Below are 24127 nucleotides of genomic sequence, written 5' to 3' on the forward strand. Positions count from 1 at the left end.
GCGTCCGCTGCGGGTCACTCATATGTCAGATGGTGCTCACGGCACAGGCCGGTGGGGCCCGCGGCGGCTGTGCCGCGGGCCCCACCGGTTGACTGCCGTGCTGTCAGGACACTGGCTTGAAGGTTGTCGTACCTGAACCGACGGTGTAGATCGCCCGCCCGTCCTTGACTCCCTCGAACGTGGCGTTGCCGTCGCCCGTGGCCGTGTAGCCGTTCGGGCCTGGGGCTGGCAGTGACACCGTTGCCTGGACGTTGACGGGGATGTTGACAGTCAGGTCGACACCACCGCTCTGCGCCCTGGTCCAGTCCACTGCAACCTCGCCACGCTGTGTCCACTGGGACCCCTTCGCGTGGTCGAGCCCCTTGTCCGGCGGGGCGATGGAGATCGTCGATGCGCCCGGGGCCGTGACGTCGATCCCGAGGAGGTACTTCAGCATGGACGTGATGCCGCGGGATCCCCAACCGTGAGACATGCTGTTCGACCCACTGATCGTCCAGTCCTCCCAGGCGAAGGTGCCGCCGGAGGCGATCGTCTGGCCGGGACCGAACCGGTCGGTTCGGGTCATCATGTCCACGATCGCATCGGGGCGGTTCGCCATGCCGAGGGCCTCCATCGTGACGCCCCAGTCCATCGGCGCGGTTCGGAGCCCCTGGGCTGCCATGTACTCCGCAATCGCAGCCCACCTATCCTTCGGCGCGACGCCCTCGAAGATCGAGAACGCCTGGGCCTGCTGGGATGGCGTCGCGACGAACGCGCCGCTGGCGTGGGCACCCTTGAGCGGCGATGCCAGGGTGATCCGCGCGCCGACCGAGTCGATCGCGGCGATCCGCAGCACCTCGCGGTCGTTCCCGGTCCCGATGACGAGCGTCGGCCCGGCGTTCGCCTCGCTGCCCTCCGCCGCGGTGAACCCCGTGACATCGTTCACCGAGATCGTGCTGTCGCCTGCCGCGGCAGCCGCGGCGAGCGTCGTGGAGGCCGGGAACAGCTGGTCCGTCGTCGCCGCCCCGACCGTCACGTTGTTGGCGTGCGCCTTGGCGACCGCCGGCGTGATGTCGATGCCGGTGCCGGACGCGCCGGCTGTCCCGATCGCGGTCACGGTGGCCACCTCCTTGAGTGCCCCGTTGGCGAAGTCGATCGCGATGGTGTCACCGACCTGGAACGGGGAGACACTCGCCACCTTGAGGTTGGTCGAACCCGCTGCGACGGCACCGGTGAGCGTCGTCGTGGCGGTCCTCAGCCCGTCGGAGTACAGCGCATCGCCGTCGACCCGCTGCACGGCGTTGATCTTCGCGGTCAGCTGGTCGGCGAAGCCGGTGTACTTGTCGGCGTTGACGTCGTCACCGAGTGCGGTTGCGACGCGCGCTGCCGTCCGGTAGACCCCGACGGCCTCGGCGGCGTGGATCGTGCGCGCACCGTTGTTGGTGAACACGTAGCCCAGCCGGGACGGCCAGTCGATGATCCCGTTCTGGTACGAGCCCGTGCCGCCAGGCAGCAGCCAGGTCAGACCGGCGGCGGCGCCTGTAGCTGGTTCGGCGTTGTGCACGTAGTCCACGTCCGCCTGCAGCGACGAGTAGGCAGACTCCAGGGTGGCCCGGTCGCCGGTCTGGAGGTAGTAGCCCCAGATCATGTCCGGGTACAGCGCGGTGTAGTCAGGGATGTCGCGCATGTTGTCCCCGTTCGGGTACACCGCGTTCAGCCGTCCGGTGCTCAGCACGCCGTATCCGGGGTAGGAACAGGGCGCCGCCGAGCAGTAGCCCGACGAGGTCGACTTCCACACATGCGACCCGGAGGCGATGAACTCCCGGATCGTCCGCTGGGTCGCGTTCCGCTCCCCCAGCGAGGCCATCGTCGCCAGGTTGACATCCACGCCGTCGCCGAGGAACTGGCCCTTCTCACGAGTCGGCGTGTCGACGAGGGTCTCCTGCGACGCGTACAGCCCGGAGCGCTGCAGCATGGTGAACACCTCGTCGAGCATCTCGTTGCCCGTCTCGAAGGTCGCTGCGTGACCTTCTGGCACCCACGTGTGCTGGATCACCGCGGCGATGTCGTCAGCGGTCAGGCTCTCGCCGGCGCCGGGAGCGTTGATCTGCAGGTAGCGCCAGCCCCAGTACGTGAATGCCTGAGCGGTCTGCTCGCCGGCCTTCTGGGTGTAGAACCAGGTCATCGTGCTGCCCTGGTTGTCGACGCTGGCCGTGCTCGCCCGAGTGCCGGCGACATAGCTGTTCGCGGTGTGGGCGCTGTCCAGCGCCCGGTCGAGGGTGATGCCCGTCCCGTTGGCGCCAGTCGTCCCGACGCTCGTGATGGTGCGCCGCTCGGGATGCCCGACGGGATGGCCCGGACCGGGGCCGTCGACCGTGATGGAGTCCCCGGCGACGAAGTTGGTCACAGAGTTGACCTTGATGGACGTCGCGCCCGCATCCACGGGGGCGGCGAGCAGTGTGTTGACCGGCAGGTACGCAGTCTGGACCGTGAGCGCCCGCCCGTCCGCACCCGCGGTGAAGTGGAGCTGCGGCACCGCCGAGATGACCTTGCCGAAGTCGGCGACGACGGTCCCGTCTGCCAGCGTCGTCACCGACACCGGGTGGACGGTCTCGTAGTCGAGGTCGGACACGTGTCCCACGAGGTGGGTGAAGCGATCCTGGGTCGGCGATGCCGGGCGGGGGTGCGGCCCGATGATGGTCGCAGCCTGCCAGGAGCTGTCGTCGAAGCCGACCGTGTCCCAGCCGGGGATCTCGAGCCGGGCGTCGTATCGCTCGATGCGGTCCCCGGAGTCGCTGGTGCGGTAGGTCAGGGTGCTGTTGGTGTAGGCGGTGTCCTTGGTGACCTTCCAGGTGCCGTCCGACACGAAGGCATCGCGGGTGCCATCGGCGTGGTCGACCACGACGCGGACCAGGACGCCCGAGGGACCGTTGGACGACACATCCGCCACGCCCGCGGCATGCGCGAGGCCGAGTGGCTTGTCGAGGGTCACTCCGGTGCCAGCGACGCCCGCCGTCCCGACGGCGGTGATGGTCCGGGTCTCGAGGCTGGCGCCGGTGTCGATGTTGATGACGTCCCCGACCACGAGACCGGAGACACTCGCCGGGTGGATGACGGTGTCACCCGCAGCGGTGGCGACCGCAAGGGTCGAGCTGTTCGTCACTGGGCCGTTGGCTCGGCCCTGGCAGGTGCAGGTGTGGTAGTAGGAGAGCATGCCGACCGCGAGCTGGTTCGCCGCGCCGCCCGTGGCCTGCTGGGCGGCAAGCGCCTGCTTGGTGATGTCGTGGACGTCGTACTGTGCTTCGCCCGGGTAGTCGAACGAGTCACCGCGGGCGATCGCCTCACCGTTGACGTGCAGCTCGTACTCGCCCATCCCCGACGTGTAGGCCCGTGCGCGAACGACCGGACTGGAGGAGTCGCTCAGCGCGAACTGCTTGCGCAGCAGTGTGAAGTCGACGGTGGAGTCGTTGCCGGAGGTGAGTCTCCGGATCCAGGTGGCGTTCCAGTCGCTGTCGGAGATCCCGGTGTCGAAGTAGGCCTTCGCCGACCATGCCGAGGAGGCCCCCTCGCGGTCCCAGGTGCGGACCTTCCAGCTGTAGCTCGTCCCGCTGTCGAGCGCCGGCCCACCGTACGGGACGTACGACTGGTCGGACGACGCGACCTTCCCGCTGTCCCAGACCTGGGAGTCATCACTTTCCCGGATGACCCGCAGCTCGTATGCCGTCTGCACCTCGTTCCCGTTGCCGTCCTGGGGCAACCACCCGAACTGGGGCACGCCCTCGACCGTCAGCGGGTGGGTCCGGTCGCCGACGGTCATGCCGATCGGCTTGTCCGGTTTCGTCTTCGAACTCGCGTCCACGGGTGGGGCGACCGACAGCGTCGCCAGCGCGACCACCGCCAGCGACACCCCGATTCGCCATCGCCGACCTGCGCTCATCTGCTCCTCCTCGAGTACCAGCGCAAACCAGAGGCAGCCCGCGGCGAGAACCTCCAGAACGCGAGTGCAGCGAACTCCCCTTGGAACGATTCAATTTTGGCGCCGCCAAGTTAACACGATGATCCATAGGCCATCAATGGGTGTGTCCGGATTCGGACAGGTGCCATGCGGTCGGTAGGCACCACGTGGGCCCCCACGACCACAGGGGACGGGGTTGAAACGCTGCAACTCGAACGCTCGTCGCACCGTAGCCGGCCGCTGACGGACCAGGCCGGCCCCCAGGCTGCGCAGGCCACGCCGACCGGGCTGCCCTGACGCTCTCGTCACAGGTGCGCGAGGTTGGCGAGCAGGAGGCACGTTGGACCTCGCGACCGTCGAGGCGTTCGAGCAGCGCGTCGCCGACATGCCTGAGGTCACCGAGCTACGCCGGATGTGCGGCCTGCCCGACTACTTCATCCGCATGCAGGTGCCCGACGCCGCTGCATACGAGCGCTGGCTCATCACCCGGCTCCTCGGCGACCCGGCGATCGCGCGGGTCGACTCGCGCATCACGATGAAGATCATCAAGAAAGACGCGCTGACCGTTGCCGGCACCAGGTGACACCGCCCGTATGCCGTCACCACAGTCGGGCGCGTAGCTCCGTGGCGAGCTCGTGGCGGGCCTGGTTCCCGATGAGGGTCGCACCTGGGAACCGGTAGAAGCCGTGTGGGACACCCAGGTAGGTCGTCGCGCGGACGGGGACTCCGGCGGCGGCCAGCCGGACGGCATACTCCACCCCGTCGTCGCGCAGCGAGTCCAGCTCCGCGGTCTGGACGAGAGCGGGCGGAAGGCCCTCGAGGTCGTGGGCCAGCAGGGGCGACAGGCGGGGGTCCTCGAGGTCGACGCCCGGCTCGACATAGCTGCTGAGGGCCTGCTCGATGTACGCGTGGGACAGGAGCGGACGGCTCGGCTCTCGATGGGCCGGCATGCTGCGCGTGGCGTCCGTGGCGGGACAGAGCAGGGCCTGCACGGCGATCCGAGGGCCGCCCTGGTCCCGCGCCTGGAGGCAGGTCGCGGCCGCGAGGTTGCCACCGGCACTCGCGCCGACGACCGCGAGCCGCTCGCCGTCGGCGCCCCAGCGTCCCGCGTTCGCCGCCACCCACCGGACAGCGTCGAACGCGTCGTCGTGCGCGACGGGAAACCGGTGCTCGGGAGCGAGGCGGTAGTCGACATTGACGACGACGGCCGGGAGTGCACGGGACAGGTACGAGCACAGGGGGTCGTCCTGGCGCGGCGTCCCGGAGGTGAAGCCGCCGCCGTGGAAGTACACGACAACAGGGAGCGAGCTCTCCATGCGGCCCGCGGCCGGGCCGACGGATCGGCTGCGGGATCGGCTGCGGGATCGGCTGCGGGGACGGCTGACGCGCAACGGAACTCGCTCACCGTCGCGGGCACGGAAGTCGGTGTCGAACCGCTCCACGTCCGCGTGCACCGGCCCGGTGACCCAGGAGAACGGAGCAAAGGTCGGAGGGACGCTCACACGCGACCGTCGCAGCGACGCGGTGTCTCGGACGTCGAGCCTCGTCGTCCCGCTCCGCTCGAGCGCGGCGACGAACAGCCGGGTCCGTAGCGGCATGCCCATGCCAGCGATTGTGGACTCGGTTCGACGGTCGTGAGGGCGGATCGCACGAACGTCACGCCTTGTCGCGCGGACGTGAGACCTTGGGACACGTACGACGTGCTCGCGCGACACAGCCCGGAAGGAGCCGGCATGAGCGACACGGCACCGGCGTCGGAACCCGGCCGGACGGCATACGTCTCCGCGGAGCAAAGAGCCCGCGAGGAGGCGCTGGTCGAGCGGGTCGTCGCCTCTTTCGCCGACACGGCCGACCCGCGGCTCCGGGAGGTCGTGCAGGCGGTCGTGCGGCACGTGCACGCACTCGTGCGCGAGGTCCGGCTCACGGAGCGCGAGTGGGACCAGGCCATCGCGTTCCTCACCGACGTGGGCCACCTGACCGACGACCGGCGCCAGGAGTTCGTCCTGCTGTCAGACGTGCTCGGGGTGTCGATGCAGACGATCGCGGTCAACAACGAGGCGTACGAGAACGCGACCGAGGCCACGGTCTTCGGCCCGTTCTTCGTGGAGTCCGCGCCGCGGATCGCGCAGGGCGGCGACATCGCGGCCGGGGCGCCGGGCGAGCCGTGCTGGGTCGAGGGCACGGTCACAGACACGCACGGTGAGCCTGTCGCCGGTGCGCGCATCGACGTGTGGGAGGCCGACGCGGACGGCTTCTACGACGTGCAGTATGCAGACGACCGCACGGCTGCCCGCGGATACCTGCACACGGGAGCCGACGGCGAGTACCGCTTCTGGGCCGTCACGCCGACGCCCTACCCGATCCCCGACGACGGGCCAGTCGGAAGGCTGCTCGAGGCCACGTCGCGGACTCCGATGCGTGCACCCCACCTGCACTTCATGGTTCGCGCCGACGGGCTGCGAACCCTCGTCACCCACATCTTCGTCAGCGGCGACGAGCACCTGGACACCGACAGTGTCTTCGGGGTCAAGGACTCGCTCGTCGTGGACTTCCTCTCGCAGCCGGCCGGCACGCCGACGCCGGACGGCCGTCACCTCGACGGCACCTGGTCGCGCACCCGCTTCGACATCGTCCTTGCTCCCGGCACCGACTGACGATCGGGCCGTTTTGGAGGATTCCGCGCTTTTTGCATGACTGGCGAAGAATGCCCAGATGCGCGGAGGTCGCGGCTTTCTCGAATTCGATGAGACCGGATGAGAGCCGGAGGATACTCGTGCCCAGAAGTTCGTTCGCGAAACCACATGGATGGCGTCCGACCTCACGACACTCAGCCCTGGTGCACCAGCAGCGACGCCATCCGGGAAGGGGCGACCATGAGCGGGATCCAGGCGACTCAGGAACCGCAAGACACACGTCCAGGACCTGGCTCCAAGCCGGTTTCTGCCACAGGCGTGGTGATCGTCGCGAGCCTGATGGCGCTGACCGCGGCGTTCGCACTGTATGCCCTGTGGAGCTTCTGGCCCGCTCCGCTCGCCCCGAGCCTCGCGGCTCCGCCACCAGCGAAGTTCACCTATTTCCGATGGGAGGTCACGCTCACCCGGGACCAGCAGTATTTCGTCATCGTCGCCGTTGCCGGCGTCATCGGCTCGATGCTCTACGGACTGCGTTCGCTGGCGAAATACGTCGGCGAGCGCAAGTTCGTCAAGAGCTGGATCCCGTCCTATCTGCTCCTCCCGTTCATCGGGGCCGTCATCGCCACGATCGTCTACCTCGCCCTTCGGGCGGGACTCCTGCCTGGCGCGAACAGCGCGAGCCAGCCTGACGCCTTCGGCATCACGGCCATCGCTGCGATGGTCGGGTGGTTCTCCGCACAGGCCGCGGAGAAGATGAAGGAAGTCTTCCAAACCCTGTTCACCAAGCCCGATCCGGGCAGCGACTCCATCACCGCGCCGACCACCGCGACGATGACAGGCTTCAGCCCGGCAGAAGGCCCTGCAGGCACCACGGTCAGCATCACGGGCACCGGCCTCACCTCGGTGAAACGCGTGCTCTTCACCGCGGATGCGGAGGCAAGAATCCTGAGCCAGACCGACACCACGCTGGACGTCGAGGTGCCGGGAGACGCTCAGGACGGGTCGATCACTCTCGACACCGGCACGAGCCAGGTGACCAGCACCGATATCTTCACGGTCAGCCCGCCACCCTCGGACGGGTCAGACTCGGACGACGACGACACCGGCAATATCGTGGTCGTGAACGCACAGCCAGGCCAGCCTGGGGCCGGCGGGCCGCCTGGGGCCGACGGCCCGATGAGCCCTCAGCCGGCGGGCGGCGGGCCGGCGGACGGAGGGCCGGCGAGCGGGGGGCCGGCAGGCATCTCGCCCGACGACCTTGGACTGGTCGGGACGACGGACGATCTGGCGGCCGTTGGCGACCTGGGCTCCGCCGGACGCGTCGGCAGCACAGAGGAACTGGAGGCCGTAGGCTCCGGGGAACTGGAGCCCGTAGGCTCCGCGACTGACGCCGGGGAGCCCTGAGCACCTGGTCCTCGCGCTGGGCCGGGTGCTGGCTGCTCCAGGGCTGCCGACGGGACCGGCCCACGGCCGCTGGATGCCGGCGGCCCCTCCGATGCAACCTCAGCTCACGCGGCGCCGAGCTGCGCCTTGACCTTGTCGACGAGCTTGTCCGCATTCGCCGGGGTCAGCCCGACATCCAGCCCGGCCTGGCGCACGATGGGCCCAAGTACCCCGGCCAGGGACGTGGCGAGCGTCTTGTCGCTGACCACCTTGTTGCTGATGTCCGTGAGCAGCTTAGTGACGTTGTTCAGCGCGATCTGGTTCTGCGCCGTTCGCCAGTTCGCCATGACCTGGTATGACAGAGCCTTGTACTGCTTCGGGAGATCGTGATCCGCCGGGTTGGGGTCGTGGTTGGTCAGCGGCACCTGCCAGACGGCGCTGGGAACCCCTTTGAGCTCCTCGCGGATCACTTGTCTCAGTTCGTCGATCGAAGCCATGATGTCCTCCTCAGGCTGAGTCTGCTGTGCAGTGAGTAGTGCCGGCGCCGCGCCACCCATCTGTTTTCGTGCCCAGATGATTCCCTCTTGCCAGGTGCGTCGGGGGGTCGGGCTGGGAGAGGGATCGCGGCTGCTCGGGTTGAGCCCGTTCTTGCCCTTGCGCTGGGCCTCGAGCTGGTACGCCACGGGCTGGTTGTGCGGGCAGCCGTTGAGCACGCCGTGAAGGTGCTGGTTGCTGGCGAAGACACCGGTATCGCGGCGCCAGGCCGCGGGCGCGCCCATCTCGCGAAAGATCTGGACCCACGCGTCACTGCGCTGGTGCAGGTCGAATGCGCCGCCGCGACGATGGGTTCCTTTGGACGCCGGAGCGTCGCCTGTCAGCTGGATGATGTCCAGGTTGTGCTTGATGAGCCCACGGCTCAGCCCGAGCTGCTCCGCGACCGGGAGCCATTTCGCCATACAGGTGCAGGCCGTGAAGGTGCCAGATGGATGCACGAATCGGACGAAGCCTTTGTCCGAGGGCTTGGCCAGGCGCATCATGGCGATTCCCTCCTGGGAGTGAGTCGGTCCGTCATCGGTCGTTCAGTCGTGTATGGGACCGTCCTCGACCGTGGCGACCGATGACGACCCATTGTGTGCGTATGCCGCCAAACGTCACCTCACAGTTTCCCAGCCTCGCCACTCGGCGTCCAAGGTTTCGCAACACTGCGGCATAGCCCCCGGCCAAGGGTGCTGGGGCAAGCGACCGAACTTCATAGCCGCGTCACAGGGGCAGAGCGGTATCTGGCCGTCTCGGTATGCCGTCGGTATGGGTGAGGCGGCCGGCTCACCTGCCGGACGAGGCGCCTCGGCTTCACACACAGCACGAGGAGACTTCCCATGTTTGTACCCATCACCGCGACTCCCAGTCCCAGTCCGAGTCCCAGTCCCACGACGACTGTCGCTGTCGTCGCGGCCGGCGATACCTCGACGGTCTCGGCTGGCACCATCGGGGGCGCCACGCTCGGGACGCTGGTCCTCTGGCTCGCCTTGGCCCTCGTGGTCACCGGCGTCCTGGTCTTCCTGATCCGGTTGGTGTTCTCGAAGGGGAAGGACGGCGAGTCGTCGGAGGACAAGTCGGTCGTTCGCGGCTGGCTAGCCATCCTGCTTGTCTCGGGTCTGCTGCTGTTCTGCGCGGTCTCGTTCTTCGTCACGGATGCGGCTCCACGCAACTTGCTGATCGGCGGCATCGTGGCATCGGCCGGCACCGTGACCGCGTTCTACTTCGCGTCGAAGTCCAACGAGCAGACGCAGAAGAACTTCCTGGACGCCGCCTTTGGCACCTCGTCGGTGGACTTTCCTGGGCTCGAGGACATGACCATCGCGCAGGCCCAACGCGTGCTCAACAATCTCAAGCTCAACTCGGTGCTGAACCCATCGACTGCGCAGCCGGGCGACCGTGTGCGCACCACAGTCCCGGCGGCCGGGACCAAGGTCAAAGCCGGGGACGTCGTCACGCTCAGCACCTGAGCGCTGCTGGAACCGTGTGAGATCTAAGTCGGCTCAGTAGCCTCCATACGGGGTCGTTGCCGCCGTCATGATCGACGGCGCCAGCAGCGTCGACGAGTCCGCCGCCTAGCGACGGGGCGCACGGCGGGAGGGCGCGGTCGGGGCACAGGTCGCCCGCGCTGTCGTCAGAACAGCACATGGGACGACGTGTGCCCCGACCTGACCTCGGTGGTGCCTGAGCCTCGGCGACCCTCAGTCGCGCGGGGCCACCCGGAGGGTCACCTCGGCGGCCTTCGGCCCCACGACCGTGCCGACGATCTGCGGGCCGTAGCGGTCGTACTTCGCGTGGTATGCCGCGTCGACCCTGTCGTGGACGTCCGCGGCAGGTGCCTCGAACGTCACGTCACGTTCGACACCGCCGGCACGAACGCGGCCCTTGCCGCTGCGGCGGGCTCGGCGGAACCACGGGTTGTCGCTGCCATACGCCGACCGGATGTACAGGTCATCGCCGACCTTGACGCCCCAGATGGTGACGTAGCGGCGCAGTGAGCCGTCGGCCCGTTCCGAGGTGACGTGCAGCTCTGTCGCGCCGCCGATCCGGTCGAGCTCCGCCGGGTTCCACGCTGTGCTCATGTCCGAGCTTTCTCGTGTTTCACGTCATCGAGTCAACCCCTTGCCGGCGCGGAACGGGAGTCCCGGCCGTTACGGGTACTGGCAGTGCCTCCCAGGTCACCGGAACCTCGTCGAGCTGATCGGCGAGCTCCCGCGGCTTACCGGGCGCTGCCGTCTCGGCAGCGAGCTGGTCTGCGCCTCAACGTGGTTCGCCGAGCACGATCTTCGCGTCGACGTTCTGCCCCTGACGCAGGAGGACGACCGCGACGCTGTCACCGACGTTGCGCTTCAGGGTCTGCAGGACCAGCTGCTCCAGCGAGCGCGCGGACTGCCCGTCGATGCCGACGATGACGTCGCCGAGCTTGACCCCCGCCTTGTCCGCGGGGCCGCCGGGGTCGACGCTCGTGACGAAGAGCCCCTGCGGCGCACCACCGGCCTCGGCCACGAGCGCCTGAGCGGTGAGCCCCAGGTCCGGGTGCAGCGCCCGGCCGGTGCTGATGAGCTGGTCGGCGATGGGGTTCGCCAGGTCGATCGGGATCGCGAACCCGACTCCGACGCTGCCGCCTCCGCCGACTCCCTCGGCGTTCGGCACGGTGGAGATCGCGGTGTTGACCCCGATCAGCTCACCCGCGCAGTCCACGAGCGGACCGCCGCTGTTGCCGGGGTTGATCGACGCATCCGTCTGGATCGCGTCGATGAGGTGCGCCGTGCCGGAGGAGAGCGGAACCGTGATCTGGCGACCGAGCGCGCTGACGATGCCGGCGGTCACGGTGCTCTGCAACCCGAGTGGCGCACCGAGCGCGACGACCGGCTGGCCCGCCCGGAGCGACCCCGACGTGCCGATCGTGATGAGCGGCCGGTCCACAGCGCCGTCCGACGCCTTGATGACCGCCAGGTCGGTCGCGGGGTCGCTGCCGACGACGGTCGCGTCCGTGTGCTCGCCGTCGGAGTACTCGACCCTGAGGGCGCCTCCCGAGATGACCGGGGCGATGACGTGGTAGTTGGTCAGCACGTACCCGTCCGGTCGGATCAGCTGCCCGGTGCCGTTGCCCGAGCCGGACTCGCCGGACGTCAGCACCGTCACCACTGACGGCAGGGTCCGCTGCGCGAGATCGACACTGCGACAGGCACGGTCGTCACCAGGAGCCAGCCGGGCCATCGTCAGGGCACCGACCGCTCCGCCGACGATCCCGGCGACCAGCAGCGCACCGACGAGCGTGCCGGTCGACCACACGCGCCTGCCCGGTTCAGGGCTGGTTGCTTCAGTCGCGCCTGGTTCTGGCTCTGCTGTGCCTAGGGGCTCTGACGGCTGGTCTGACACGGTGGCTCCTTCACGCGGCCGGCCTATGACTGCCGGAACGACCGGAACGGGGTCATGGCCGCAGTCGAGCCATGACCCATCCACGGTGCCACGAGTCCCTCGATCTGGTTAACCAGTCGACGAAGCAATGCTGCCGGGATCGCCGCCTCAGCCTTCAGGAGGTGAGCGTCGGCGGCGGCACGTTCCTCAGGCGCGCAGCGCGGTCGCGAGGTCGCGGAACTCCTCGATGAGGATCGCCATGTCGGCATCTGTGTGCGCGAGCGAGACGAGCCACTGCTCGTCGAGTCCGGGCGGCGTGAGCACACCGCGGTTGACGCCCCACAGCCAGGACAGCTCGGCCAGGCCGAAGTCCGTGGCCTTGTAGTCGCGGTAGTTGCGCACCGGCGTCGCAGACCACGTCACGCAGCCCTTGACTCCCATCCCGACGGTGTGTGCGGGCAGCTCGTGCGCCCGGATGATCTCGTCCATCGCGTCCATCGCGCGGTTGTTCATCGCCTCGGCGACGTCGAGCGCCTCCACCGTGCAGATCTCGTCGACGGCACGGGCTGCAGCCATCACCAGCGGGTTGCCGTTGTAGGTGCCGAAGTGCGCCATCCGTCCATCGACGACGACCTCCATGACCTCTCGCTTGCCACCGAACGCCGCGAGCGGCAGCCCGCCACCGATCGACTTGGCAAGGGTGATGAGGTCGGGCTGCACGCCGAGTCGCTGGGCCGCGCCGGCATACCCTGCGGTGAGGCCCGTCTTGACCTCGTCGAAGATGAGGACGACGCCGAACTGGTCGCACAGCGCGCGGACGCCGGCAAGGTACCCCTCGTCGGGCACGACGATGGACAGGTTCTCGATGACGGGCTCGACGACCAGCGCGGCGACGTCGGAGCCGTGCTCGGCGAGGACACGCTCGAGCTGCCCGAGGTCGTTGTAGGCGATGACGTGCACCGTGCCCGCCTCGACGTCGAACGGCACCTCGGGCACCGGCGCCTCGGCCGGGCCGATGTCGGCGAGGTCTGGCTTGACCGACACCTGGAGGCCGTCGTAGCCGCCGTGGTAGCCACCCTCGATCTTGATGATCGCCTTGCGCCGCGTGAACGCCCGGGCGCACCTGATCGCGTACATCAGCGACTCGGTGCCGGAGTTGGTGAAGCGCAGCATGTCGAGCCCGAAGCGCGCCTGGAAGCGCTCGGCCATCTCGGTCGCCTGCGGCGACGGCGTGACGAAGAGGGTGCCGGTGTCGTTGAGCGCCTCGCTGACGTACTCGACGACGCGTGGGTTGAGGTGGCCCACGAGCATGGCGCCGAAGCCCATCGACAGGTCGAGCAGGCGGGTGCCGTCGACGTCCGTGAGCCACGCGCCACGGGCGGACGCGATCGAGATCGGGTACGGCTCCCAGTGCTGGAACGAGCTGGTCACGCCGAGCGGCAGCGACCTGCTCGCGCGGGCGTTGTGCTCGCCAGAGGCCTGTGACCAGGACGTGAACCGCTCCCACTCGGCTGCGAGCAGCCGCTCGACGCGTCCTGGGTCGATGGGCCGCGCGTCCACCGGCAGGTTGCGCCGGGTCGCCGGGTCATGGGCGGGAAGTGCCTGCGTCGTCTCGGTCATGTCGTGCCTCCTCACGTGCCACCGTGGTCGGTGGAAGCGATGCGCCCGATGCTACCGATTCAGTGGTTTGGATCGCAACTCGCCACCGATCACATCTGTTCGAGGACGTGAGACCTTCGGATCCCGTATGTCGTCCCGTGTGACCCCCGGCGGGGAACGAGCCATCGCTGCTCGCCCGCGATCACCAGTGCACCGGTGCGTCCGCTACGCCGCATGGCACGCGTCCTGGCACGGGAGGCGGCGTCCATAGCGAGATCCCGTCCCCGACAGCCTCCGGCTCCTCGAACTCTGCTCCGCATTCCGGAGCAGAGTTCGAGGGCCTCGGCGGGCCAGGTGGCCGGCGTCAGCGCACCACGACGAGCAGACCTTCAGGCAGGGCTCACCGCCCCGGGGGTGTCCTCAGTCCCAAGGCCGGCCACCTGGGTCGCGGCCTCGGCGAGTGTCGTCACCCGGTCGGGCGTCCACGGTCCGGTGGTGATGACGCTCGCATGCTGGATCCCGAGCTCGGCGAAGGTCTCGCAACGGGCAGCGAACGACTCCGCCGACTCGTCGGGAGCAAGGCGCGTGGAGATCACCTTCTCGATCTGGTCGTACGGCCGACCGATGTCCTCACAGCAGGCGCGCAGCACCTCGAGCTTGTGCCGCACGGTCTCCCCGCCGTCCGGGATGTCGAAGACGTTGCACAGGTCTGCGTACTGCGCCACGAGCGGCAGCGTGCGCTTCTCCCCCGTGCCGCCGATGAGGATCGGCGGGTGGGGGGTCGAGATCGGCAGCGGGCTGCCGACCGGAGCCTCCAGCGTGTAGTACCTGCCGTGGAACGGCGACTCGTCTCCGGCCCACATGCGCTGCGCGATCTGGAGCAGCTCGTCGAGCATGTCGAACCGCTGCCGCACCGGCGGGAGTGACAGCCCCATCGCGGCGGCCTCCTCACCGTGGTACCCGGCCCCCACGCCGAACATCGCGCGGCCGTCGGACAGCACGTCCAGCGTCGTCACGGCCTTGACCAGCAGTGCGGGCGGGCGGAAGGTCACCGCTGTGACGAGCGTGCCCAGCCGCACTCGCGAGGTCCGTGCGGCGAGGAACCCGAGGGTCGTGTACGCCTCGAACATCTCGGTCTCCCCCGGGCGGGCGCCGTACGGATCCGCCTGCAGCAGATGGTCCGCCACCCACAGCGTATGGAGCCCCCCAGCATCAGCCGCCTCGGCGATCTCAGCGAGCTGCTCCCCCAACCGTCGACGTTCGTCCCGCCACGAGAAGATGGTGACACTCATGCTCAGCCTCACGGCATACCTCCTTGGTCGACGAAGGCCGTGCGCTTCTGCTCTGACCACCATGGCAGACCCGCACGCGGTGACAGCACGCGCACGTCACCGACGGCAGCCGCCCGGTCAGCCGCGCCCGGTCTCCGAGGACTCGTCGCCGACGTCGCCGTCGCCCCCAGTGCCCTCGTCCGGCGACTCGAGCACCCACGACGTCCCGTCATGGCGCAGGCGGACGAGCGCCCCTGGCGGGAAGTCGTCGAGCGCGGCACCCGACAACGGCACGGACCCGTCGGCCGACACGACGGCATACTCCTCGCCTAGCCGGCCTTCCGAGCCGACGCGCCCGTCGCGGATCGTCACGGTGCGCGGCAGCCGGGCAGCGACCTCGGGGTCGTGGGTCACGACGATGACGGTCGAGCCGAGGCGCGAGCTGATGTCGTGCAGGGCGTCCAGGACGCGGTCGCGGGACTCGTGGTCGAGCTGGCTCGTGGGCTCGTCGCCGAGGAGCAGCCCTGGGAAACAAGCGATCCCGACGGCGATCGCTGACAGCTGGAGCTGGCCGGGCGTGAGCGTGTCGAGCTCCTGGTCAGCGATGGCCTCGATGCCGAGCAGCGCCAGAACCTCGCGGACCTCAGGCACGTCGCGGCCGATCCGGCGCGCCCGCCGTTGTGCGAAGGCGACGTTCTGACGCGGCGTGAGGTACGGCAGCAGGTTGCGTCCGGCGCCTTGGAGCACGAGGCCGACGTCACCGGCACGGAACTCGTCGAGCTGAGACGGGCCCATCCCCTTGATGTCGTGATGGCCGATGAGCACGCGTCCCGCGCTCGGCTCGAGCAGCCCGCCGAACACGGTGAGCAGAGTCGACTTGCCGGCGCCGCTCGGGCCGAGGAGGCCGACGACCTCCCCGGAGCGCACCTGTAGGTCGATGCCCGACAGGGCCGCCACATCGTGACCCTCCGAACGGTAGATGACGACGAGGCCCCGGGTCGTCACGTCGAGTCCACGGCGCTCGTGCGACGGGGAAGCCGACGCCGCAAGGGTTTTCGCGGTGACCCGCGCGGACGCGGTCATGACTGGTCCCTCACTCGCGAGACGACAGCTCGTCGCGCGAGCCAGAGGCCGAGGACGGTGCCCACGGCACCGAGCCACACGAACGTCAGCGCAGCCACCGCGACCATCGGTCCGGTCGCGGGATCCAGGTCGCGCACGAACGTGTCCGACGGGGTCGTGAAGAAGGGGACGAGGCCCAGCGACAGCTGGGCCCCGACGTAGCCGCACACGGCGCCCACGACGACCGCCGACCCGATGACGACGACCTGCTCCGCCACGACGACGCGACGGATGCGTCGCTCGGGCACGCCGGCGAGCCGGAGGGTCGCGAGATCCTTGGACCGGGTGCGCCACGACGTCACCGTCAGCAGCAGCAGGACGAGGGCGCTGAGCACCAGCGCGAGGATGCCCATGACGAGTGCGAGCCGCAGCGACCATGCCGAGGCGGAGCGGTCGAACGTCGCGACGACCTCGGCGCGCTCGGTCGTGCCGCGCACCGCGATGCCGGCGCCGACGAGTGCCCGCTTCACCGTTCCAACCCTGTTCGGGTCTGAGATCCAGACCTCGAGCTCGCCTGTGGCGTAAAGGCGCTGGGTTCGCTGGGCGAGCGCGTCGTAGCTGACGAGCGTGACGTTCGTGCGACCACCGGGAGCGACTCGAGCCCGTCCGAGCTCGGTGACGTTGACATTGTCGCCGAGGAAGCCGAGGGCCGACGTCGCCGTTGGCGTCTTGCCCTCCGTCGCCGGCACGACGATGGCCGGCACCGGGGGCGGGCTCGCCGTCACCGAGACGATCCCGCCGGTGGAGCCGAACGACAGCACCGCCGAGTCGGGGCGGCTCCGGTCGGGCGTGAGCTCCCCGAAGCCGGGCCGGTCCCAGGCAAGCTGAGCCGGGCCGTATGCCGTCCCGGAGCCCATCCAGGCGAGCCCGCCGAGAGCGAGCGGCGCGGACGCAGACCCGCGTATGCCGTCCAGCCGGACGTGGCCGAGGATGAGGCGTGTCTCGTCCGGGGTGCGGTCGAGCGAGATGCCGGTGAGGGTGCACGCGTTGGGATCACATGGGACCGCAGCCTTCAACCGCACCGGCCCGTTCGGCCTGAACGGGATCGCCCCGACCACGACGACGCTCGCCTCGCCGCGCGCGTCGGTGAGCTCTGCGCGCAGCAGCAGCTCGTTGCGCATGCGCGGCCCAGGGGCGTCGCCCGGGCGGCTCGGGTCGGAGCCGGTTGGCGGCGGACCCGGAACAACCTTGTCGACGACGACGTCGGAGACCGTCACGCTGATCGTGCGGCCGACGATCTCGGTGGACGCTCCTGCCCGGGTCGACAGGCGGCTCCAGTCGACCGAGTCGGCGTCGGCGCGGTCGGCTCTCCCGGGCTCGGCGGCCGCGACGTTGTCTGCGGCGGCCGCGACGTTGTCTGTGACGGCCGTGCCTGCCGTGCCTGCCGTGCCTGCCGTGCCTGCCGTGCCTGCCGTGCCTGCCGTGTTGGCCGCGCCGCCAGACGGAGGGTTCGCGATCCGGCCCATCGCCTCCGGGACGACCGCCATCGTGCCCAGCGACGACGGGTTGCTGGCGCTCAGCTGGGCGACGGGCGCGGTGAACGAGGATGCCGGGTCGAGGGTGCGAAGCAGCTGGCGGAGCGCCACCGGGTCCTTGGAGTCGGTGCGCAGCACGACCTGGGCTCCGGTCTCGAGCGATGCCCGCTGCTCGCGGTTGCGTTCGGCGACGAGGAAGGCGTCGGTCGCGAAGACGAGCAGCGCGGTCGCAACGGTGACGATGGCCACGAGGCGGCGGACGGCGGGACGTCTCGCCAGCTGGACACCGGTGAGCCCAGACGTGACCCGGCCGCGGCGCAGCGCGGCTCGGCCCACCGCGGCGGCGACGGGCACGATGACGAGAGCGAGCAGCAGGCCGACGGCCAGGGCGAGGAGCACGGGCGTCGCCATCGCGAGCGGACCCGAGACGTTGCCGCTGACGATCGTGACGACCCCGGCGGCGGCCACGGTGATGACGACGGCGTCGAGCATCCCGACGGCGAGGAGCCGTTGGCGCGGTGGGACGCTGCGCAGCAAGGATGGGATCGGTTCTCGCAGAGCGGATCTCGTCGCGAGGAGGACCGCACCAAGGCCACCTGCGAGCGCGCCGAGCGCGGCGGCATACGCCCACACCGGCACGTCGAGGGGCACCCCCGCAGGGAGCCAGAACCGTGCGGCCACGAGGTCGACGAGCACCGCGATGCCGAAGCCGACGGGCACGCCGAGGGCGACCAGGGTGCCGAGCTCGGCGACGACAAGCCGGCGCGCGCCGGCGACACCCTCGCCGCGAAGCCGGGCGAGGGCGATCTCAGGACGGCGCTGTTCGACAGCAGCGGCGCAGGCGAGCCCGAGGACGACCACCGCGAGCAGTGCGAGCTGCCCGAGCAGGAGTGGCACGAGGAGCGACGCCTGCTGCTGACCGAGCACGACCGTCTCCCCGATCCGGTCGAGACCGGTGGTGAGGGTCGTCGGCGAGACATCGTCTCCGAAGTTCTGGGTCGCCTTCTCGATGGCCGCCACCAGACCGGGGAGCTCGTCGACGCCGACGTCGGCACGACGCAGCGCGTGAGTCACGGTCAGCGTCGTGCTCTCCGGGTGCGCGTCGAAGAACGCTGGCGCGACGATCGGGGTGTCGACCTGGGCTGCGGTCGAGAGCCCGCGGCTGACCACCGTGCCGGCGCGGCCCGTGAGCGTGACGTTCCACCAGTAGGCCTCGTCGGCGACTGGGTCGTAGGTGCCGACGAGGCGAGCCATGGCCGGCTGCTTGCGTGGCCCGGTCTGTCCGCCCGCGGCGGCGTCGAACCCGACCGTGTCGCCGACCCGCCAGCCCTCGAAAGCGGCCTCGGCGCTGGAGACGATGAGCTCGTTGGCCGCCGTCGGACACCGGCCGGAGGTGAGGACCAGCCGGGTGCACCCCGCGAGCGGCGCATACGCCGTCGTCACGACTCCCTGGCGACCGCGCTTGTCCGACATGGTGAGCATGACCTGTCCCGACACCATCGCCGTCGCCGGCTCGAGCACGGCCGCGAGGGTGGGCGGGATGACCTTCTCGACAGTCGCGGGCGTCGGCACCTGCCGCCCGCCGTACGGGGTCGACTGCGTGACCACCACGCCCGTCGCAAGGACGCTGGCGCGGTCGAGGGCGTCCCGCGCGAGTCCATGCTGGAGCGAGCGGGCGTAGAGCGGCCCGAGGACCGCGCTCGCCGTGACGAGCGCCGAGAGGAGGACCAGCGACACGGCCTGCGCGCGGCGGTGGTTGATCGTGGCCCACACCGTCGTGAACGGGCCGAGTCCCCCGGGCCTGGTTGTGCCGGAGCCCTTCACCTGGACCACGCGACCCGTCCTTCGTCGAGGTGGATCCCGTGCGAACCGGTGGCTGCCGCCTCCGGGTCGTGGGTGGCCATGACGACGGTCGTGCCTGCCGCGGCGGTGTCGTGCAGCAGTGCGAGGACGCGCTCGCGGTTGGCGTGGTCGAGCTCGGAGGTGGGCTCGTCGGCGAGCAGCACCCGCGGTCGACCCGCGAGGGCGCGCGCGACGGCGACCCGCTGCTGCTGCCCTCCGGACAGCTCTTCGACGAGGTGGTTGCCCGACTCCTCGAGCCCGACCGCGGCCAGCGCCTCCCGAACGCGCTCATGGGCCTCGCCCGCCGTGACACCGGCCTCGAGCAGCGGGACGAGGCAGTTCTCGGTGGCGGTGAGCACCGACGCGAGTCCGTTGCCCTGCGGGATGAGCCCGACTCCGAGGCGGACGGTGGCATCCCGGTCGCCGCTCGGGGCCACGTCTGCCTCGCCGACGCGAACGGTGCCGCTGACCTTCGCCGTTGCCGCGAGGGCGCCTGCGAGCGACCAGAGCAGGGTGGACTTGCCCGCACCCGACGGGCCTGTGACAGCGAGCAGCGCGGCGGGCGGCGCCGTGACCGACACCCCCTCGAGTGCGACGACGCGTCCGAACGACACCGTCAGACCTTCAGCGCGCACCTCGACGCGAGTCGTGACACCCTCGGTCACGTCGCTGCGGCCCCGTCGCAGGCCCCGTCCCCTGCCCCGCTGGTATGCCGTCTCGCCGGGCCCTGCCTGCCGTCCCACCCGCGCGTCCCCCTCGTCGCCCGTCGTCCACCCGCCGTTGCCCGTCGATGTCACGGTGCCGGGGCAGTATCACCCGCCGCGGCGCGCTCCGGACCGGCAGGGGGCCGCGCCCGGTGCTGATCGTGACCCTTTCGCAACGCGCCGGTGGGCGTCGGGCAGCGTAGGTCGCTCCCGTCTCCGCGTCTCCGCGTGCTCAGTCGCGGCGCCTGAGGACGGCTGCGCCGACGAGGACCAGCAGGACCGCGACGGTCATGCAGATGCCGAGCTCGAGGAGCTGAAAGGTCCAGAAGCGATCCGCGGGCTGGTAGATCAGGACGGTCGGGTATCCGGAGCCAGGCTTGGGGATCTTGGTCTCCATGACCCAGTCGCCCGCGGCACCGGACGGCAGGACTGCAGGAGGGCGGTCGGTGTACGCCACCGTCAGCGGCGTCATGAAGCGCCCGCGCAGGACGTTCTCGACGACGAGCCGGACCGCGAGCCAGCCTGCGAGGGTGACGGCGAGCGCGGGCAGCGTGCGCCGCAGGAGCCCTCCGGCCGTCACGCCGATCGCGAACGCGAGAAGCGCATACCCGAGCGGGACGATGCCGAGCACGTCGAACCCGCCAGGGGCGAAGCGTCCGTCGAGCTCGTCCGATGGACCGCGCCAGTACGTGATGGCGGCGGTCAGTGCCGTCTGCGCAGCAGCGACGACGGCGGCCGCCACGAGCACTCGGCTGGCGAACCAGCGGCCGCGGGTCACCGACTGCGTCCGAGCGAGCCGGATGGTTCCCGTCTCGTGCTCGCGAGCAAGCAGGGGCGCTCCGACGAAGACACCGATCACCCCCGACAGGAGCGCGACGTACGAGACGACCGGCTGACCCCCCGTGAGCGAGTTCAGTGTTCGGTAGAACGTCAGCGCCTGGTCCGAGCAGGTCTGTCGAGAGCCCCCGTGTGCCAGGCAGGCGAGCAGACCACTCGAGTCGATGACCTCGCGCAGGTGGAGTCCGGTGACGACGAGATATGCCGTCAGCACCATCACGAAGACAGCCGAGCCGACCGCGGCCGGACGGGTGAGCCGCCAGCTGACCCAGGTCATCGGACACCTCGCAGCATGGCGCCGTCGCCGGCATACGTCCCGGCATCGGGGTCACGCAGGTAGGTCAGGACCAGCTCTTCGAGCCCGACCGGGCGGCTGTCCCACCTGGGGTCGGCGACCGGTTCGGACCCCAGCTCCACGACGAGTGTGGTCTGTCGCTCGTGCGTAGCGCTGGCGAGCACTTGGCGCAGGCCCGCGGGGGGTGTGGAAGCGGTGGTCCCGAGTAGGACGCGATGGCGGTCGAGCAGCGCGTCGATCGGGCCCTGCACCTGCACCCGGCCCTGCGCGAGCACGACGAGATGGTCGCAGGCTCGTCCGAGCTCCGACACGACGTGCGAGGAGAGGATGACGGTCGTGCCACGGTCGACTGCGTCGGCAAGGACGGCCGACATGAACTCGTGCCGCGCCAGCGGGTCGAGGCTGGCGACCGGCTCGTCGAGGACGAGCAGGCGAGGTCGCCTCGCGAGCGCCAGCGTCAGCGCGACCTGCGCCTGCTGGCCGCCCGAGAGCTCGTTCGCCTTGTGGCGCAACGGAATCCCGAGAGCGGACAGGTACTGACGTGCAAACGGGTCGTCCCAGGACGGGTTCATGCATCGCCCGAGGCGGAGCAGGTCGGCAACACTGAGGCCCCCGTAGAGAGGGTGGTCCTGGGCAAGGTAGGCCACCGAGGCCAGCGCGGCGACCGAGGACGCGGGTTGGCGCCCGAAGACGCTGACGCTTCCGGCGGTCGGGCGCAGCAGCCCGACAGCCAGCTGCAGCAGCGTCGTCTTGCCCGCGCCGTTGGGCCCGACCAGCGCGGTGATCGTGCCTGGCTCGACAGCGAGGCTGCATGCGCGCAGCGCCCAGATCTTCCCGTAGGCCTTTCCCAGGCCGGTGGTCTCGAGGGCGGGACGGGGCTCTTTGGTGCTCATGCGATGCCCTCGTCTGCAGAGATCTCGTGCAGCGTGGCGGAGAAGAGGGAGCGGATGTCCTGGTCGTCGAGGCCCTGGCTGCGCGCAGACCCGATCCAGGCCGCCAACCGGCGCTGAAGTGCCGGGTATCCGGCCGCCGTCGACGGTGCGACGTCGTCCCGGATGAAGGTGCCGAGGCCGGGTCTGCCCTCGGTGAGTCCGAGCACCTCGAGCTGCTTGTACGACTTGAGCACGGTGTTCGGGTTGATCGCCAGCTCCTGGACCACCTCCCTGACCAGGGGCAGCTGGTCGCCCGGTCGCAGCGCCCCCGATCGCAGCGCGTGCTCCACCTGCTGGACGAGCTGGAGGTACGTGGGCACTCCGGACACGGGATCCAGTCGGAAGGTGATCATGAGACCCTCCCATTTATCTATGTCAGTAGATAAATACTGAAGCACAGGGGTCCTGTCGTCAACACCCCACAGCCACCGATGAGCGCGAGGGTGACTGACGTCGGCGAGGGTCACCGACGTCGCAGTGCTGCGACGTCGGTGACCAAGGCCGACCCAGCTCAGCGCGAGCGCCGTCGGTGACCCAGTCGGACTCGGCTCAGCGAGAGCGGCGGGACCCGACGCGCGAGCCGGCCGAGAACGACGCGGCGCTGCCGCCGCTGCTCGTGGTGTAGACGGTCGACGAGCCACCACGCCGGCCGGAGCCGGACCCGCGTCGGCGCCCAGCCTGCGCGCCGCCGGACTCGGCTCCGTCACGCTGGCCGGTGCGCCCCCGGCCCGAGCGCTGACCTTCGCTACGGACCGCAGCCGGTCCGCGGTCGGAGTCGCCACCGTTGCCGCCACGGCCACGCCCGCCACGACGGCCGCGACCGCCGCCCTGGGCAGCGCCCCGGCCGCCCTGCGCACGGCCCTCACCACGGCCCTCACCACGCCCACTGCCGCCGGAAGCGCCACCGGCCCCGGACTGAGCGGGCTCGCGAACGAGCGCCCCGGCATACGACCGCTCGCCCGGGGCGAGCTCGACCAGCAGCGGGTGACCCACCGCGACGCGAGTGGTCGTCGGCTTGATGCCGGCCTTGCGGGTCAGGTCGCGCACGTCGCGCACCTGGTCGTCGAGCATCATCGTGACGACGGTGCCGTCGTTGCCGGCCCGGGCCGTGCGGCCGGAACGGTGCAAGTACGCCTTGTGCTCGACGGGCGGGTCGGCGTGGATCACGAGCGCGACGTCGTCGACATGAATGCCGCGGGCCGCGATGTCGGTCGCGACGAGAGTCTGCGCGCGGCCGGAGTGGAAGTCGTCCATGTTCCGCGTCCGGGCGCCCTGGCTCAGGTTGCCGTGGAGCTCGACGGCCGGGACGCCGGAGGCATTGAGCTGCCGGGCAAGCTTCTTCGCGCGGTGCTTGGTCCGCGTGAAGACCACCTTGCGACCTGGGGCCGCCGTGAGGTCGACGATGACGGGCAGGTGGGACCCGTTGTCGACGTGGAGCACGTGGTGGCTCATGGTCGAGACTGGTGACTGCGCCGAATCCGCCTGGTGTGTCACGGGATTGGTGAGGAACCGCTTGACGAGGACGTCGATGGCGCCGTCGAGGGTCGCCGAGAAGAGCAGCCGCTGGCTGTCGCGCGGGGTCTTCTCCAGGATCCGGCGGACGCCGGGGAGGAAGCCGAGGTCGGCCATGTGGTCGGCCTCGTCGAGGACCGTGATCTCGATGCTGTCGAGGAAGACGTGGCCCTGCTGCATGAGGTCCTCGAGGCGGCCTGGGCACGCGACGACGACATCGACGCCGGCGCGCAGGCCCTGGACCTGCGGGTTCTGGCCGACGCCGCCGAAGACGGTCTGGGACGTGAGGCCGAGAGGCTTGGCCAGCGGGGCCAGCGCGGTGTCGATCTGGGTTGCGAGCTCGCGGGTCGGCGCGAGGATCAGCGCACGTGGGCGTCGAGCCTGACGGCGGCGGCCCGACTGCGACAGCCGGGTCAGCAGGGGCAGCAGGAACGCGTACGTCTTGCCGGAGCCGGTGCGGCCGCGGCCGAGCACGTCGCGCCCCGCGATCGAGTCGGGCAGCGTGGCGGCCTGGATCGGGGTCGGGGCCGTGATGCCGAGGTCGGCGAGGACGGTGACGAGGCGGGTGGGCACGCCGAGGTCGGCGAAGGTCGTGTCAGTGGACACAGGTAGGTACTCCAAAAGCAGTGGATGGGTCGTTCTGCCCGGCGCGACAGGCCTCATCGGTGAGGGTCGCGGCGCAAGAGCGAAT

The 24127-nt window shown here is 70.1% G+C and carries 18 protein-coding genes; 4 read left to right on the forward strand and 14 right to left on the reverse strand.

Translation table 11 applies throughout. The annotated features are described in order from the left end of the window. Positions 1-103: 103 nt before the first annotated feature. The gene (locus tag ACWEOW_RS21390) at positions 104-3916 is read right to left on the reverse strand and encodes a glycoside hydrolase family 78 protein (RefSeq protein ID WP_452271265.1); all 3813 of its coding nucleotides are present in this window, start codon (positions 3914-3916) and stop codon (positions 104-106) included. A 358-nt stretch (positions 3917-4274) separates the two neighbouring features. On the opposite strand from ACWEOW_RS21390, the gene ACWEOW_RS21395 reads away from it, so the two are divergent. After that, entirely contained in the window at positions 4275-4517 is a 243-nt protein-coding gene (locus ACWEOW_RS21395; protein WP_452271266.1) for an Lrp/AsnC ligand binding domain-containing protein, read from the forward strand. A 16-nt stretch (positions 4518-4533) separates the two neighbouring features. On the opposite strand, the gene ACWEOW_RS21400 is transcribed toward ACWEOW_RS21395, so the two are convergent. After that, positions 4534-5538 (reverse strand): alpha/beta hydrolase, encoded by a 1005-nt coding sequence (locus tag ACWEOW_RS21400; protein ID WP_452271267.1) that lies wholly within the window; start codon positions 5536-5538, stop codon positions 4534-4536. 129 nt (positions 5539-5667) lie between these two features. On the opposite strand from ACWEOW_RS21400, the gene ACWEOW_RS21405 reads away from it, so the two are divergent. Next, complete coding sequence (locus ACWEOW_RS21405; protein WP_452271268.1) at positions 5668-6588, forward strand: dioxygenase family protein; 921 nt, start codon at positions 5668-5670, stop codon at positions 6586-6588. A gap of 297 nt (positions 6589-6885) precedes the next feature. After that, complete coding sequence (locus ACWEOW_RS21410) at positions 6886-7971, forward strand: IPT/TIG domain-containing protein (protein ID WP_452271269.1); 1086 nt, start codon at positions 6886-6888, stop codon at positions 7969-7971. 104 nt (positions 7972-8075) lie between these two features. Here the strand turns inward: ACWEOW_RS21410 and ACWEOW_RS21415 are convergent, their stop codons facing one another. Further along, positions 8076-8987, reverse strand: coding sequence for a hypothetical protein (locus tag ACWEOW_RS21415; protein WP_452271270.1), 912 nt, complete (start codon positions 8985-8987; stop codon positions 8076-8078). Between the two features lie 339 nt (positions 8988-9326). Here ACWEOW_RS21415 and ACWEOW_RS21420 point away from each other — a divergent pair, with 339 nt between their 5' ends. Further along, a complete protein-coding gene (locus ACWEOW_RS21420) occupies positions 9327-9956 on the forward strand; it encodes a PASTA domain-containing protein (RefSeq protein WP_452271271.1) in 630 nt (209 codons plus the stop codon). 231 nt (positions 9957-10187) lie between these two features. Here the strand turns inward: ACWEOW_RS21420 and ACWEOW_RS21425 are convergent, their stop codons facing one another. From ACWEOW_RS21425 to ACWEOW_RS21475, 11 genes are all read right to left on the reverse strand, one after another. Continuing rightward, the gene (locus tag ACWEOW_RS21425) at positions 10188-10568 is read right to left on the reverse strand and encodes a DUF2255 family protein (protein WP_452271272.1); all 381 of its coding nucleotides are present in this window, start codon (positions 10566-10568) and stop codon (positions 10188-10190) included. A gap of 178 nt (positions 10569-10746) precedes the next feature. Further along, positions 10747-11781 (reverse strand): S1C family serine protease, encoded by a 1035-nt coding sequence (locus ACWEOW_RS21430; protein ID WP_452271273.1) that lies wholly within the window; start codon positions 11779-11781, stop codon positions 10747-10749. Positions 11782-12054: 273 nt separating this feature from the next. After that, the gene (locus ACWEOW_RS21435) at positions 12055-13467 is read right to left on the reverse strand and encodes an aspartate aminotransferase family protein (RefSeq protein ID WP_452271274.1); all 1413 of its coding nucleotides are present in this window, start codon (positions 13465-13467) and stop codon (positions 12055-12057) included. A gap of 368 nt (positions 13468-13835) precedes the next feature. Next, entirely contained in the window at positions 13836-14750 is a 915-nt protein-coding gene (locus ACWEOW_RS21440) for a TIGR03560 family F420-dependent LLM class oxidoreductase (RefSeq protein ID WP_452271275.1), read from the reverse strand. Positions 14751-14855: 105 nt separating this feature from the next. After that, positions 14856-15800, reverse strand: coding sequence for an ABC transporter ATP-binding protein (locus ACWEOW_RS21445; protein ID WP_452271276.1), 945 nt, complete (start codon positions 15798-15800; stop codon positions 14856-14858). Continuing rightward, complete coding sequence (locus tag ACWEOW_RS21450; RefSeq protein WP_452271277.1) at positions 15797-19147, reverse strand: FtsX-like permease family protein; 3351 nt, start codon at positions 19145-19147, stop codon at positions 15797-15799. Before ACWEOW_RS21450 ends, ACWEOW_RS21445 begins: the two co-directional genes overlap by 4 nt. After that, the gene (locus tag ACWEOW_RS21455; protein WP_452271278.1) at positions 19135-19953 is read right to left on the reverse strand and encodes an ABC transporter ATP-binding protein; all 819 of its coding nucleotides are present in this window, start codon (positions 19951-19953) and stop codon (positions 19135-19137) included. The genes ACWEOW_RS21450 and ACWEOW_RS21455 overlap by 13 nt, the downstream gene beginning before the upstream one ends. Before the next feature lie 139 nt (positions 19954-20092). Then, positions 20093-20974, reverse strand: a complete 882-nt coding sequence (locus tag ACWEOW_RS21460; protein ID WP_452271279.1) for an ABC transporter permease subunit — start codon at positions 20972-20974, stop codon at positions 20093-20095. Continuing rightward, the gene (locus tag ACWEOW_RS21465) at positions 20971-21885 is read right to left on the reverse strand and encodes an ABC transporter ATP-binding protein (protein ID WP_452271280.1); all 915 of its coding nucleotides are present in this window, start codon (positions 21883-21885) and stop codon (positions 20971-20973) included. The genes ACWEOW_RS21460 and ACWEOW_RS21465 overlap by 4 nt, the downstream gene beginning before the upstream one ends. Further along, positions 21882-22277 (reverse strand): GntR family transcriptional regulator, encoded by a 396-nt coding sequence (locus tag ACWEOW_RS21470; protein WP_452271281.1) that lies wholly within the window; start codon positions 22275-22277, stop codon positions 21882-21884. The genes ACWEOW_RS21465 and ACWEOW_RS21470 overlap by 4 nt, the downstream gene beginning before the upstream one ends. A 196-nt stretch (positions 22278-22473) precedes the next feature. Further along, positions 22474-24099 (reverse strand): DEAD/DEAH box helicase, encoded by a 1626-nt coding sequence (locus tag ACWEOW_RS21475; RefSeq protein WP_452271282.1) that lies wholly within the window; start codon positions 24097-24099, stop codon positions 22474-22476. Positions 24100-24127 lie beyond the last annotated feature (28 nt).

The organism is Monashia sp. NPDC004114, assembly GCF_053603855.1.